The organism is Streptomyces chattanoogensis (assembly GCF_001294335.1).
GTDB classification, from domain to species: domain Bacteria; phylum Actinomycetota; class Actinomycetes; order Streptomycetales; family Streptomycetaceae; genus Streptomyces; species Streptomyces chattanoogensis.
Genome location: NZ_LGKG01000144.1, coordinates 42,930 through 55,874, shown reverse-complemented (window position 1 = coordinate 55,874; position 12,945 = coordinate 42,930). Strand labels below are relative to the sequence as shown.

At 70.4% G+C, this 12,945-nt stretch carries 10 protein-coding genes and 4 pseudogenes; 10 read left to right on the top strand and 4 right to left on the bottom strand.

Annotated features, from left to right (window positions below):
* Positions 1-51: 51 nt before the first annotated feature.
* Both ADL29_RS22320 and ADL29_RS41355 read left to right on the top strand, forming a co-directional pair.
* Positions 52-3,204: a hypothetical protein gene (locus ADL29_RS22320; protein ID WP_157878548.1), complete on the top strand. Its 3,153-nt coding sequence runs from the start codon at positions 52-54 to the stop codon at positions 3,202-3,204.
* Positions 3,205-3,564: 360 nt separating this feature from the next.
* Positions 3,565-3,753: pseudogene (locus ADL29_RS41355) on the top strand (hypothetical protein); the annotation flags it as partial.
* Here the strand turns inward: ADL29_RS41355 and ADL29_RS22315 are convergent.
* Positions 3,721-4,395 (bottom strand): class I SAM-dependent methyltransferase, encoded by a 675-nt coding sequence (locus ADL29_RS22315; protein WP_053925386.1) that lies wholly within the window; start codon positions 4,393-4,395, stop codon positions 3,721-3,723. The pseudogene ADL29_RS41355 and the gene ADL29_RS22315 overlap by 33 nt on opposite strands.
* Before the next feature lie 307 nt (positions 4,396-4,702).
* Here ADL29_RS22315 and ADL29_RS45430 point away from each other — a divergent pair.
* A pseudogene (locus tag ADL29_RS45430) lies at positions 4,703-5,039 on the top strand (hypothetical protein); the annotation flags it as partial.
* Here the strand turns inward: ADL29_RS45430 and ADL29_RS22310 are convergent.
* Both ADL29_RS22310 and ADL29_RS45425 read right to left on the bottom strand, forming a co-directional pair.
* On the bottom strand, positions 5,017-6,315 hold the full coding sequence (locus ADL29_RS22310; protein ID WP_063788511.1) for an erythromycin esterase family protein: 1,299 nt from the start codon (positions 6,313-6,315) through the stop codon (positions 5,017-5,019). The pseudogene ADL29_RS45430 and the gene ADL29_RS22310 overlap by 23 nt on opposite strands.
* A gap of 73 nt (positions 6,316-6,388) precedes the next feature.
* Positions 6,389-6,628: pseudogene (locus tag ADL29_RS45425) on the bottom strand (IS5/IS1182 family transposase); the annotation flags it as partial.
* Here ADL29_RS45425 and ADL29_RS41345 point away from each other — a divergent pair.
* Positions 6,613-6,786, top strand: a pseudogene (locus ADL29_RS41345) (IS5/IS1182 family transposase); the annotation flags it as partial. The pseudogenes ADL29_RS45425 and ADL29_RS41345 sit on opposite strands and share 16 nt — an antisense overlap.
* A gap of 153 nt (positions 6,787-6,939) precedes the next feature.
* On the opposite strand, the gene ADL29_RS22305 reads toward ADL29_RS41345, so the two are convergent.
* Positions 6,940-7,500 (bottom strand): TetR family transcriptional regulator, encoded by a 561-nt coding sequence (locus tag ADL29_RS22305; protein WP_053925384.1) that lies wholly within the window; start codon positions 7,498-7,500, stop codon positions 6,940-6,942.
* A gap of 85 nt (positions 7,501-7,585) precedes the next feature.
* Here ADL29_RS22305 and ADL29_RS22300 point away from each other — a divergent pair, with 85 nt between their 5' ends.
* The 6 genes from ADL29_RS22300 (at position 7,586) to ADL29_RS22275 (ending at position 12,928) form a co-directional block, all read left to right on the top strand.
* On the top strand, positions 7,586-8,434 hold the full coding sequence (locus tag ADL29_RS22300) for a patatin-like phospholipase family protein (protein WP_211274367.1): 849 nt from the start codon (positions 7,586-7,588) through the stop codon (positions 8,432-8,434).
* Between the two features lie 396 nt (positions 8,435-8,830).
* Positions 8,831-9,514 carry a CBS domain-containing protein gene (locus ADL29_RS22295; protein ID WP_053925382.1) on the top strand — a complete coding sequence of 228 codons (684 nt, stop codon included), beginning with the start codon at positions 8,831-8,833 and terminating at the stop codon, positions 9,512-9,514.
* 301 nt (positions 9,515-9,815) lie between these two features.
* Positions 9,816-10,499, top strand: a complete 684-nt coding sequence (locus tag ADL29_RS22290; protein ID WP_053925381.1) for a CBS domain-containing protein — start codon at positions 9,816-9,818, stop codon at positions 10,497-10,499.
* Positions 10,500-10,677: 178 nt separating this feature from the next.
* Entirely contained in the window at positions 10,678-11,394 is a 717-nt protein-coding gene (locus ADL29_RS22285) for a GNAT family N-acetyltransferase (protein WP_053925380.1), read from the top strand.
* Positions 11,395-11,452: 58 nt separating this feature from the next.
* Positions 11,453-12,043: a CBS domain-containing protein gene (locus ADL29_RS22280; protein WP_342671177.1), complete on the top strand. Its 591-nt coding sequence runs from the start codon at positions 11,453-11,455 to the stop codon at positions 12,041-12,043.
* Positions 12,044-12,220: 177 nt separating this feature from the next.
* Positions 12,221-12,928 (top strand): response regulator, encoded by a 708-nt coding sequence (locus ADL29_RS22275; RefSeq protein WP_053925378.1) that lies wholly within the window; start codon positions 12,221-12,223, stop codon positions 12,926-12,928.
* Positions 12,929-12,945: the final 17 nt, after the last annotated feature.

Genomic DNA, 12,945 nt, shown 5'->3' with positions numbered 1-12,945 from the left:
ATCAGGGCTGTTCAGCCCATACGGGACGCAGGGCGGGGGCATGATGGTGCGATGAGTCGCGGCAAGGGGGGCGGCCCGGCCAAGAGGCCGCGGGCCATGGAGCGGGCGCGAGTGGTATGGCCCCGCGCTCTGCGGGAGTTGAAGGATCTGCTGTACGAGGTGTACCTGGCGGCGGACACGCCGAGCGCGGATGCGATCGCCGCGGACATCGCCGAGGACCTGAGCCTGCCAGGGGCGCCGAGCGGGGACAGTGTGCGTCGCTGTATCAGCGGGCCGGTGCCGGGCAGCCAGGCCGATGTGCGTTCCGTCGCGGTGGTGTTGGCTCGTCACGCCCGCTGGGATGCGCAGGGTCTGGTCGCGCGGGTGTGTGACCTATGGGTTGTTGCCAAGATGGCCAAGGGTGTGGGGCGGCCGCTCGGCGAGTTCGACGACTGGCTCGCGTTGTCCGACCTGGAGGTCCACCCGGCCCTCGATCCGGCCCTCGATGCTGTCGAGGCTCGTGATCGGCTGGGGGCCCTGCCGCCATACGTGCCCCGAGAGTTCGACGCGCGGCTGGACGCGGTGGTTGCTGCCGCGGCGGCCGGGCGGAGCAGTATCACCGTCCTGGTCGGCGGTTCTTCGACGGGCAAGACCCGCGCGTTGTGGGAAGCGGTCAGGAAACTGCCGGACAGCTGGCGGCTGTGGCATCCCCTCGCACCCACCCGCCCTGATGCGGTGCTGGTCGGGCTGCCCGACATCGCTCCCAAGACCGTGGTGTGGCTGAACGAGGCTCAGCACTACCTGGCGCCGGACCTGGTGGGGGAGCAGGTCGCTGCGGGGCTGCGGGACCTGCTGCGTGACCCGGCGCGTGGGCCGGTACTGGTGCTGGCGACTTTGTGGCCGGAGCACTGGGAGTCGCTGACCACGCGAACCGACGTGGACCGGCACGCCCACGCCCGGGAGCTGCTGCGCGAGCGCCGGATCGACGTGCCGGACGAGTTCACGGACACCGACCTTGCCGCCCTGATGGCCGTAGCCGGTGAAGATCCGCGGCTCGCCGAGGCGGCCGAGCGCTCACAGGACCGTCACGTCACGCAGTATCTGGCCGGGGTGCCCGTGCTGATGGACCGCTACAACGCGGCCCGGGGGGCCACCCGAGCCCTGATGTACGCCGCCATGGACGCCCGTCGCCTCGGCGCCGGCCCGCACCTTCCGCTGGCGTGGCTGGCCGATGCCGCCCCCGGCTACCTCACCAGTACCGAGGGGAAACGACTCCCCAAGGACTGGCTGTCCCGGGCCCTCGACCACGTCACCCAGGAGTGCGACGGCATTCCCGGCATCCTCACCGCCATCAACACCAGCCCCCTCCGCAATCAGCGCTCCCGCTACCCGGCTGCCGTGAGCGACCCGGCCGGCGGGCAGCCCGACGGGCAGTCCGGCGGGCACGCGCAGGAGCCGCAGTACGAGCTGGCCGATTACCTCCACCAGTACGGTCGCCGCCACCGCGTCGACAAGATCCCTCCCATCGACTTCTGGACCGCCGCCGCCAGGCACGCCGACACGGCTGACCTGACCGCACTCGGCAATGCCGCATGGGACCGCGGTCTGTACTGGGATGCGGCCCAGCTCCACAAACTCGCGACCACCCGGGGCAATCCCAGCGCCGCCAACGCCGTCGTCCGCCACCTCCACGGCCTGTTCCCCACCGACCACCGCCCCGCCCAATGGGCCGTCGCCCACGTTTCCCTCGACGACCCGCGCGCGCTGGCCTATCTGCTGAGCGGGCTGCAGGAAACCGGGGCAGTGGCGCAGGCCGCCGCCCTGGCCGCACGAGCCGCCGCTCACGTCCCTCTCGATGATCCCGCCGCGCTGGCCGAGTTGCTGTACGGGCTGCGGGAAACGGGGGCCGGCGAGCATGTCGCCACCCTGCTGGCCCGTGATCCCGCCGCTCATGTCGCCGTCGGCGACCCGGGCTCGGTTCGATTGTTGCTGGGCTTCCTCAGGCTCAGCGAGGCCGTGGAACAGGCCGCCGCCCTGGCCGCACGAGCCGCCCCTCACGTCGCTCTCCACGACCTGCGCGCGGTGGAGAGGCTGCTGCTGAGCCTGCAGGCTGCCGGAGCAGTGGACCAGGTCGCGGTTCTCGCGGGGCGGGCCGCCGCTCACGTGGCCGTCGACGATCCGGACGAGGTGGCAGTGGTGCTGGACAGTCTCCAGGCAGTCCGGGCAGACGAGCATGCCTCCGCCCTCCTGGCCCGTGACCCCGCCGCCCACGTGGCCCTGCACGACCTGCGCGCGGTGGGCTTGTTGGTGGGCAGTCTGCGGGCGGCGGGGGCCGACGAGCAGGCCGCCGCCCTGGCTTCGCGGGCCGCCGCCCAAGTTCCCCTCGACGACGCGGGCTGGGTCGCCTTGTTGCTGCATATCCTGCGGGCGGTCGGGGCCGTGGAGCAGGCCGAGGCCCTGACCGCGCGGGCCGCCGCCCACGTCGCCCTCGACGACCCGCGCGCCGTGGACTTGTTGCTGGGCAGCTTGCGTGCGGCCGGGGCCGACGACCATGTCGCCACTCTCCTGGCCCGTGACCTCGCCGCCCAGGTCGACCTCGACCACCCCGGCAAGGTGGCCTCGCTGCTTTACACCCTGCGTGGGGCCGGGGCGGACGAGCATGTCGCCGCTCTGCTGGCCCGTGATCTCGCCGCTCACGTCGTACTCGACGACCCGGGCGACGTGGCCAAGTTGGTGGGCAGTCTGCGTGCGGCCGGGGACGTGGAGCAGGCCGCCGCTCTGGCAGCGCGGGCCGCCGCCCACGTTGCCGACAAGCAAGGCCCGGTGGCCCTGTTGCTGGACACCCTGCGTGCGGCCGGCGCCGACGAGGATCTCGCCGCTCTGCTGGTCCGTGACTTCGCCACTTACGCCGCCCTCGACCATCCGGGGAGGGCCGGGGCGCTGAATGAGCTGCGGGAAGCCGGAGCGGTGGACCATACCTCCACCCTGATTGCGCGCCTCGCCACCCACGCCGGCCTCCGCAACCCGACAGTGGTGACCAAAACACTGGCTTGGCTGCGGGAGGCCGGGGCGGTCGATGAAGCCGCCGCACTGATCGCGCTGCTTCCCGCCGCAGGGCACTTCCACGAGTTCATCGAGATGAGCGATCACCGGGAACGCTTTCGATACGGACGGGAGCCCGAAGGGGGTGCCGCTCCCGCATGGACGTGGGAGAACCTGAAGTGATCCGGGCGAGCAGCGCGGCCCGTGCGGCTGCCGCAGACACTTGGGGCCTCTCGCTCGCTGTGTTCCCATAGCCCACGCCGCGGGCCACTGCTTCGACGGGCTGAAGCTGATCGTGCGCTCAACTTCGTTGCGGCGCTTGTACATCGTGCGGTCGAAGCCTGCGGACCGGCCGCCCGCGCTCCCTTGGCTCCGGCGGTTGCCCCCCCCGGTCTCCGCCCGCCCTCGGGAAAGGCGTGCATGGTCTGCCGACGCCGCAGGTATCGCACGTGGCGATGGGAGTTGTACGCCTAACAGGCACTGTGGACTGGTCGTTCGGCCCGGCGGCGCGGCATCCGAGACGTGTTCCCGGAGAAGGGCGATCGCGGCATCGGCAACCAGGCCGCCGCCGAGCTCAGCCAGATCACCCGAGCAGTGAAGCAAAGGCTCAAGGTGATCCGGTACCGCCCTCACCTGATCGACGGCTGCCTCACCAATACCGGCATGACCTTCGACGACTGTCCAGGCAGAAGACCGATTTCAGGAGTTCGCGTTCAGTTGGGTGATGGCTGAGTCGTCGGCGTCATTCGCCTGAAGCACCAGACAGCTCCACCAGACGTTGTCACGGCCGTGAAGATCGGGACGCTCGCTGCGGTGGACCGTCTGCAGGCCGTATGCACCACCCAGCTCGACTGTCTCAGCGGCGGACACGTCGAACATGTGGCGGCCATCGGGCACAGGACCGTGGCGCAGATTGACGAAGAACCGGCCGCCAGGCACCAGCAGCACGGCGATCCTGGCCATCGCGTGCCGGCGTTCCTCGGCGTCCAGATGCATCCACACCGCAGTGGCGAAGACCGCGTCGAACCGCCCCGTGTGACGGCTCAACGTCAGGTCCGGAAGGACATCGTCGACCCAATCAATCCCGCTGTCTGCATGGATTCGCCGTCCATGCGTCCGCAGCTCCGCAGTCGGCTCGACAGCGACGACGCTGTGTCCACGGGCCGCCAACGCGGCGGCATCGCGCCCGGTCCCTGCGCCCACATCCAGGATGCGGACGGGTTCGGCAGGAATCAGCCGCAGCACGTCGCGGTGGACTTCGTCGAAGGTGACTTCCTCGTACTGGACGGCCAGCGCGTCCGCTGTCTCGGCATACCCAGCGGTTCCCCTGGCCGGGCTGATGCCGCCCCCGGTGGGCGCCAATTGATCACTCATGGCCGAAGGCTACTGGCCCGCCGGCTCTCAACATCACCCTTCCGTGCGGCGGAGGCAGCCGGAGCGGCCCTTCAGAGATGACGGCCCCGACCTCACCAATTCACGTGCATCCACGCGAGGTGCTCTTGCCCACCCGGGGCGGGCCGCCTATCAGGTAGATCACGTGCCGACCGTACCCCGGGCGGCAGTTGGGGTGATCTCGCGTTGGCACAGTCGTCACCACACCTTGACGCTGCGCCAGCTCGCTCTCTGTTCGGCATCTCGGAGTCCGCGGCCGACCGCATCATCAACCATCTCGGCCCGGTGACGCAGGCCGGGCAAGCTTCACCGCGGCAAGGGCTACGGCTACGACCACCTGCGGCGATGGTCACGCAAACGCGGCATCACCCACCGCATCGCCCGCAGGGGCATCGAGACCTCCCAACGACTGGGCCGACACCGCTGGACCATCGAACGCACCATGCCTGGCTCGCCGGCTGCCGTCGCCCTCACCAACGCTACGAACCTACGCACGCAAAGCCGAGCACTTCCTCGCCTTCACCAGCAACGCCTGCACCCTCGTCTGCTACCGCCGGCTCACCAAGGAACCGCATTCCCATCGATCAGGCGCGGAAGATGAGGCTAATCGCCGACGTCCGCTGTGAGCGTGGTGCGCGGCACGCTGACCACTGCGTCGTAGGCGTCCAGAGCGGGGACGGGCAGGAAGCCGTCGTCCATGCGGATGCAGGCGGGTTCCGGCAGGCCGTGGAGCCGTGCGTGCGCGCGCAGTGCGCTGACGTCCACCAGTGCTGGTGCCTCCGGCACTCCCGAGAACAGTGCCTCTACGCTGTCGGGCGCAGCCTCCGGGGCGTCGACTGCGGACTGGCACATCCCAGCGGGGTGTGCCGGATCGGGCATGTTCCGGACAGTCCGGCCGCCGCCGCTGGTCAGAGCCACGGACACATAATCGGTTCCGAGTTCCTGGGCGACGGCGTGCCCCATCGGGATACAGGGAAGCGGACTCCCCTCGGGGCTTGCGGTGCGCTGAATGTGAGCGTTGTGCGCGGCTACCACGATCCGGGTGCCGGGTCCGGACCGATCGAGCAGTTCCAGCAGACTGTCGGCAAGATAGCGGTCGCGGGCGGCCAGATCGGCGGCATCCGGCGCGCCACTGAGCAGTTCGGACATCGCGCGCTGCATCTGGTCAGTACGCCAGGCTGCCCAGACGTCCGAAAGAGCGCGTTCGTAGGCTTGGCGTCCGCTGCGTTGGACGTAGATCTCGCGCATGGCCGTGACGCGGTTGAGCAGCCGGCCCAGCGTTGCCGAGAGCCGGTCCTGAGGCCCGGGGCCGAGGGTGAGACGGGTGTGGGCCGAGACGAGGCCCGAGCCTCCCGCAAGCGGCTCTGCCAGGTCCAGAGCGGTACGGGCATAGCGCACTGCGCCAGGATCGACTTCGGCTAGATAGGCGGCGACCGGCTCCAGCGCGGGCTCCAGCGAACCGCCGGCCGCCGGGACGTCGAGTCCGGCGAAGCGGACCGGGTGCGGTGCCGTGGCGTTGTGGGAACGCAGCCACCGCAAGGCATCGCGGCCTTCCGCGGACTGGCCCGGATAGCCGTCTGCGCGAGGCATGAACAACGCGTCGAGGTCGCCGTCGCCACCCTGCACCCAAGCATCGACGGTCCGACCGGATGCGGCCCCGAACTCCACGGCATAGACCGTGAATCCGCACTCGCTTACCAGGAAGCGCAGCATCCGTTCGCGCAGCAGCCCGAACTCACGTACCTGGTGGGAGTTCTCACCCAGAGCAACCACTCGCGCGTCGCCAACGAGGCGGCTCAGAACGGCCAGTTCGTCGTCCGGGGCATCGAGACCGGGGGCAGCGAGACGGATGGAGTTACGGGTCGTCCATTCAACGAGCGTGAGCGGATGACTGGTTCGCATGATCGCGAGCGTAGCAGTCGGCAACCATGCCTCGAGTTGGTGAAGCGGCAGCCAGAACAGCAGCGCCGACCGCGGGGGTGCCGGTGGCATTGCAGACCACGTGGTACCTGGAGCCCGGACGTTCCCGGTCGACCGGAGTCCGTCCGGATTTGGGCCGCCCTTGAGCGCCCGGGCACGGGAGCTGTCGATCACGCCCGCGACAAATCCAGGCGATCGGCCGCCCGCAACTCAGCCGGCAGCAATTCGTGCCACCGCTGCCACACCCCGGCGTTGTCCAGTCCCGCAACCTGCGCCAGCAGGTCATCCCCGAGCCAGAACGCTTTCCACCGCCTTGCGCGCTGCTACGAGCGCCGCGACTCCGTCATCGATGCCTTCTTCGGCCTCACCGACACCGTCATCGCGGTACGGAGCCTGATCCGTCGGGCATGGACGACCCACCGATGGGACGAACGCCCGAAGCGCCGCCCGTGACCAGACGCCAACTCTGGGGCGAAACCGACCATCGGCCCGTCCGATGCGATCGCGGCATCGCTCCGGCTCGGCGGTGTTCCCGGCCCTGGCATTGGGCCGGCTTCTGTCCTTTCCCGGCGTGGTGCCACCCTGGCAAAACCTTGCCAGGACCGGTCAGCGGTTCAGGAGTTCTGCGAAGCGGTCCAGCGCACGATCGGTGCGGTGGCGGTCGCCGGTAGCTGTGAGATCGAACAGCAGACCCCGGACAACGGCCATGACCAACGTGGGCGTGACGGTGTCGTCGGGACCGGTGGAGACGTCGCGGAAGGTGGCGCCGAGCGTGTCGAACCAGTCCGTGATCGCCTCGCCCCGGTCGGGATAGGTCTCGGGGTGAACCAGTCCGTCGGCATGCACCTCGAAGAACAGCCGGACGAACGGCGCACGTTCGTCTGCGCTGATCCACGCCCAGATGCTCTGCAGCCGCTCTTGCACAGAGCCGGTCTTTGGCGGAAGGTGCTCGGCCAGGCGCACCGCACCTCGGCGACGGGCCTCGGCGAGGACCGCAGCGACCAACTCCTGTTTGCTGCCGAAGTCGTAGAGCAGCATCCGTGGGCTGGTGTCGAGGGCTGCGGCCAATGGCCGCAGGCTCAGCCCGGCCAAGCCGTGCGCCAGCACATAGTCGGTCGCCTGCGCCAGCGTGCGCTCGCGACGGGCGGGATCAGCGGGTCGCCCCACGGTGGATCTCCTGTCAGCGACTCGGAGTTGAAACAGCATCAGCGAGTATATGGTACGACTGTTTCAATAACGAGGGGAGATCACCTTGCACACCTTCGACCGAGCACTCGTCCTGGGCCCTGGGAGTCACGTCGGCACCGCCTGGATGGCAGGGCTGGCCCACGGATTGCGGCGCGATGGCGTGGACCTGGGCGAAGCCGACCTGATCGTCGGGACGTCGGCCGGCGCCATCGTCGCAGCGCTACTCGCCACCGGCCAGGACCCGGGGCGGCTCGCGACGACGGCCCGCCAGCCGGCTCACCGGCTCGAGGTGGACCCCCGGCGGACGGGCGAGGTGTTCGCCGTACTCGGCGACCGCAGCCTGGGACCCGGCGAGGCCAGGCGTCGCGTCGGCCGGCTCGCGCTCGACAGCACCGACCTCCAGGCCGAGGAGGCGCTGATCGCGGGGCGCGCCGCCTTGATCGGTGCGGACGCGTGGCCGGAGCGGCGACTGCTGATCACCGCCGTGGACGCAACCACCGGTGAGCCCGTGGTGTGGGACCGCGACAGCGGCGTGCCGTTGGTGCACGCGGTGGCAGCGAGCAGCGCCTTCCCCGGGGCCGCGCCGCCCGTTGCCATCGACGGCCGGCGGTACATGGACGGTGCGCTGCGTGCGGGCCCCAACGCCGATCTCGCCGTTGGAGCCCGCACGCTGGTCGTGGTCGAGCCGATGGCCCACCTGTTTCCCCGGGAGCCACTCAACCAGCAGCTGGCGGCCGTGGGGGCAGGCACCGTGGTGACCATCGGCCCCGATCCGGCCTCGGTGCGCGCTTTCGGCTCGGACATGGGCGACCTGGCAGCCTGGGAACCGGCCTACCAAGCGGGTCTTCGCCAGGCGGGCGCCGTCGACGCGCAACTCCGCTCCATGTGGAGGGCAGAAGCCGACGCGGGCTGACCGCTGATCAGGTCGGTGATGTGTGGGCGCTGGCAACAACCCACCGGAGGGTCGCCGCGTAGGCCGACTCCTCCGCAGCACAGGCGCGGGCGCCACCTCTGAGTGAGCCCAGTGCGGAGGATGAGGAGGGAGTGATGGTTCCGTCATGCGGGCGGACGACACCGTACGCGTGGCGGATCGGGTCGCTTCCCGGTGACGCGCAGGGTCAGTGCCCGTCCTGCCGGGTTACGGAAGTGGGCATGTTCGCCTGGCTCCTCCAGGGCACCGGAGCCGGTCACCCGGCCGACCGGCAGGGGGAAGGGGCCGGACGGCCCCTGTCCGGTTGCGCCCGGCGCATCTCACGCTGGAGGCGTCACAACGGCCACGTGACGCCGGTCCGTGCACCGAGGAGGCACCATGCTGAACACTCCGCACATCGTCAGGGATGTGATGACCGAGACCGTGGCTGCGGTCGACCGGGGGGCGCGGTTCAAGGAGGTCGTGGAGACCATGGAGCGCTGGAAGGTCAGCGCGCTGCCGGTCCTGGCGGGGGAGGGGCGGGTGGTCGGCGTGGTCTCCGAGGCGGATCTGCTGCCGAAGGAGGAATTCCGGGAGTCGGACCCCGACCGTCTGGAGCAGCTGCGGCGGGTCGACGACGTGCACAGGGCGGAGGCGGTCACGGCGGGGGAGCTGATGACCAGCCCTGCCCACACCGTGCGCGCCGATGCCACGCTCTCGCAGGCGGCGCGGGTAATGGCACGAGAGTCCGTCAAACGACTGCCGGTGGTGGACGGGCACGGGGCGCTGGTGGGCATCGTCAGCCGCGCCGATCTGCTGAAGGTCTTCCTGCGCTCGGACGAGGACCTCGCGGAGGAAGTCCGCCGGAACGTCGTCGGCACGCTGTTCGCGGCACCGGCCAGGGATCTGCAGGTCACGGTCGCCGACGGGGTTGTCACCCTCAGAGGCCGGGTCCGGGACACCTCCCTCGTGCCCGTGATCGCACGTCTGGTGCGGGCGGTCGAGGGCGTGGTGGACGTGGAGTTCGATGTGACCGGCCCGGCGACCGCACGGCCTGAGCGGTCGGTGGGCCGCAATATCTGAGCTGCCGGCACGCAAGGGTTGATCCGTCGCACCGCCCGGATCCGGACGTGGCCGCAGCGCCCAGGGGCCGCGGCCGTTTGGAGTCACAGACGCTGCCTCCGGCCTTGCGTGCGGTACATGCGAAGAGGGCCGCCATTCCCGTGCCAGGCGCACGGATGAGGGGGACGACCGCGTGGCGTGCCCAGGAACCGGCCGATCGGCGCGGGGTGGGGCCGGACGGCCCCTGCCTGTTGCGGACCGGTGACCGCAGGCTGGAGATGTCACCACGGCCGTGCGAGAGCAGTCCTGCCGAGGAGGCGTCATGCATCACACTCCCTACACCGTCAGCGATGTGATGACTCGGACCGTGGTCGCGATCGGCCAGGAAGCCCGCTTCAAGGAGATCGTCGAGACCATGGAGCAGTGGAAGGTCAGCGCCTTGCCTGTGCTCGCCGGGGAGGGCCGGGTGATCGGAGTGGTGTCCGAGGCCGATCTGCTGCCGAAGGAAGAGTTCCGGGAGTCGGATCCCAGCCGCATGGAGCAGCTGCACCGGCTGGACGATGTCCGCAAGGCCGGTGCCCTGACCGCGGGGGAGCTGATGAGCGCGCCCGCCCTGACAGCGCACGCCGGCGACACCCTCGCCCAGGCGGCGCGGACGATGGCCTTCAAGTCCGTGAAACGGCTTCCCGTGGTCGACAGTGCGGGGATGCTGCAGGGCATCGTCAGCCGCTCCGACCTGCTGAAGGTGTTCCTGCGCTCCGACGAGGACCTGGCGGCGGAGGTGCGCGCGGAGATCGGCCGGCTCTTCCCCGCATCCTCGGATGAGGTGGCGGTCGGCGTCACCGATGGGGTGGTCACCCTCAGCGGCCCGATCCGCGACCGGCCGCTCGTGGCTGTCGCGGCGCGCCTGGTGCGGGCGGTCGAGGGTGTCGTGGACGTCACCGTCGACGTCACCGGGACTGTCCCGACCCCTGCCGGGCCGCAGGCGACAGGGCCGGAACTCTGAGCGCCACCACCGGGGATCGGAGGGATGAGTGCGCCGATGTCCCAGCAGCCGGGCCGGCGGCACGCTGGGGCCTGCGTGGCGGGGCCGGTCGGCCCCGACCGCAGCACCGGACGGCCCTGGTGGGGCAAGGGCACGACAGCACATCGTGAGAGTCCGGTCCTTGAGGAAGGGCGCCGCGATGGCACACACCGCACCCCGTACGCGCGAGGTCTGCGCGCTGCTCGCCGACGGAAGTACGGTCCGGTCGCGCCCCGCGTGCCCGGAAGACCGCGGACGGGTGCTCCGTCTCTACGACGAGATGTCCCTCGACAACCTGCGCAGCAGATTCTTCGCGGCAGGCCGCCGATCCGGCGGGCAGGCCGCCGACCGGCTCTGCGGCCCTCCTGCCCCCGGACACCGCACCCTGGTCGCCGTGCAAGGTGACCGGCTGGTGGGCGTCGCCGAGTACGAGACCCTCGACGACCCCTGCTCCGCCGAGACCGCCCTGGCGGTCGCCGACGACTTCCACCACCGAGGCGTGGGCACCCTGCTGCTGGAACGCCTCGTCCACACCGCCCGCGAGAAGGGGATCACGGCCTTCACCGCCGACGTACTCGCCGACAACCACCTCAGCACGGCGGGGGTGGTCGTGCAGTCCGGCGGGGTGGGTATCGCGTTCCTCGACGGCCTCTCCCGTCCGGGCATCGGCATGTCCCGCTTCGTCTCGCTCGGCGACAAACGGGACGTCAGCAGCAACGGCCTTCTGCAGTGGCGGGAAGGTGACGGCCGGACCGAGCCGGCCGAGGCCGAGTGCAATCCGGCCATCGCCGGACCGGACGGAATCACCGTCGTCGATGCCCGGGTACGCCTGCTGCCGCGCCGCGGCCGTGCCCCCTACCTGCGCCGTCTCCCATGAGGCGGGGACACGAGCTGAGAGCGGGAACGAGATGAAACGCCGATGGGTCGGGAGCGTGATGACCGATGAGGTCGTCAGCGCGCTGAGCGGGACACCGGCCGACGAGGTGGCGCGGTGGCTGGCGGAGTACGACATCAACGGCCTGCCCGTGGTGGATGCCGAGGACAGGGTGATCGGCGTCGTCTCCGCGACGGACCTCAAGCGCGCACGGCGAGCGACAGCCGCAGACGGCACACCCACCGCCGGTGCGGTGATGTCCGCTCCGGCGCTTACGGTCCGGGCGGACGACTCTGTGGTGCGTGCGGCCCGCCTCATGAGCACCAGCGGCGTCGAGCGGCTCCCTGTGGTGGATGAGGAGGCCCGCCTCGTCGGCATGGTCACCCGGCGCGACGTGCTACGGATCTTCGCCCGGCCCGACGTGGACATCCGCGACGAAGTGATCGACGAGATCGTGGTGCGTGCCCTGTGGCTGAGTCCGCAGAGCGTGGACGTCGCGGTCCATGACGGTGTCGTGACCCTCAGCGGACACCTCGACAGCAGCGGTGCGGTTGCCATCGCGGTACGGATGACGCGGCAGGTAGACGGCGTCACCGCCGTGGTCAATCACCTGACGCACCGGTACGAAGCCCCGTACCGACAGCCTGCATAGCCCGCGGCCCACACGCCGCCGATGAGCACGGGTGAGGGGCCGAACGGGCCCACCAGGAGACAGGCCGACCGGCGCTGGTCCGGCAGGCGCGGGTCGTTCGGCCCTCGCGCCCGCGTCCGTCACGATCCACGATGGGGGTAGGCGGGGCCGACGTCGTATCTCAGCCCGGAGGGCACCATGACCGACCCAGGCGCGTTCTCACCGCAGCGGCCGATCCGCGTGTTCCTGCTCGACGATCACGAGGTGGTCCGGCGCGGTGTGCAGGACCTCCTCGATGCCGAGCCCGATATCGAGGTGGTGGGCGATGCCGGTACGGCGAATCATGCGCTCGCCCGTGGTCCGGCGCTGCGGCCGGATGTCGCGGTGCTGGATGTGCGGCTGCCGGACGGCGACGGGGTCTCCGTGTGCCGGGAGCTGCGCTCGCGCATGCCGGGCCTGGCCTGTCTGATGCTCACCTCGTTCGACGACGACGATGCGCTGCTCGATGCGATCATGGCGGGTGCGGCCGGCTATGTGCTCAAGGAGATCAAGGGGGCCGATCTTGTCGCCGCGGTACGGACGGTCGCCTCCGGACGCTCGATGCTGGATCCGGCGACGACGGCGCGGCTGATGCACACGCTGCGGGGTGAGGACTCCGGCGAGGAGACGGAGGCGGACGCGCTGTCGAGCCTCTCCCCGCGGGAACGGGAGATTCTCGGCCTGATCGGCGAAGGGCTGACCAACCGCCAGATCGGCAAGCGGCTCTACCTCTCCGAGAAGACGATCAAGAACCACATCTCTCGCCTGCTGGCCAAACTCGGCGTGGAGCGGCGTATCCAGGCGGCCGTCCTCGCCAGCCGGGCAACCTCGGCGCCGGACGGGGCGGCCGGCCGGCACCACGGCTGAGGCGTGCGGCGCGTGCG

Coding starts and splice junctions, on each gene's coding strand:
- ADL29_RS22320 (WP_157878548.1), top strand. CDS start 52: ATGAGTCGCGGCAAGGGGGGCGGCCCGGCCAAGAGGCCGCGGGCCATG.
- ADL29_RS22315 (WP_053925386.1), bottom strand. CDS start 4,395: ATGAGTGATCAATTGGCGCCCACCGGGGGCGGCATCAGCCCGGCCAGG.
- ADL29_RS22310 (WP_063788511.1), bottom strand. CDS start 6,315: ATGCGAACCAGTCATCCGCTCACGCTCGTTGAATGGACGACCCGTAAC.
- ADL29_RS22295 (WP_053925382.1), top strand. CDS start 8,831: ATGCTGAACACTCCGCACATCGTCAGGGATGTGATGACCGAGACCGTG.
- ADL29_RS22290 (WP_053925381.1), top strand. CDS start 9,816: ATGCATCACACTCCCTACACCGTCAGCGATGTGATGACTCGGACCGTG.
- ADL29_RS22285 (WP_053925380.1), top strand. CDS start 10,678: ATGGCACACACCGCACCCCGTACGCGCGAGGTCTGCGCGCTGCTCGCC.
- ADL29_RS22280 (WP_342671177.1), top strand. CDS start 11,453: ATGACCGATGAGGTCGTCAGCGCGCTGAGCGGGACACCGGCCGACGAG.
- ADL29_RS22275 (WP_053925378.1), top strand. CDS start 12,221: ATGACCGACCCAGGCGCGTTCTCACCGCAGCGGCCGATCCGCGTGTTC.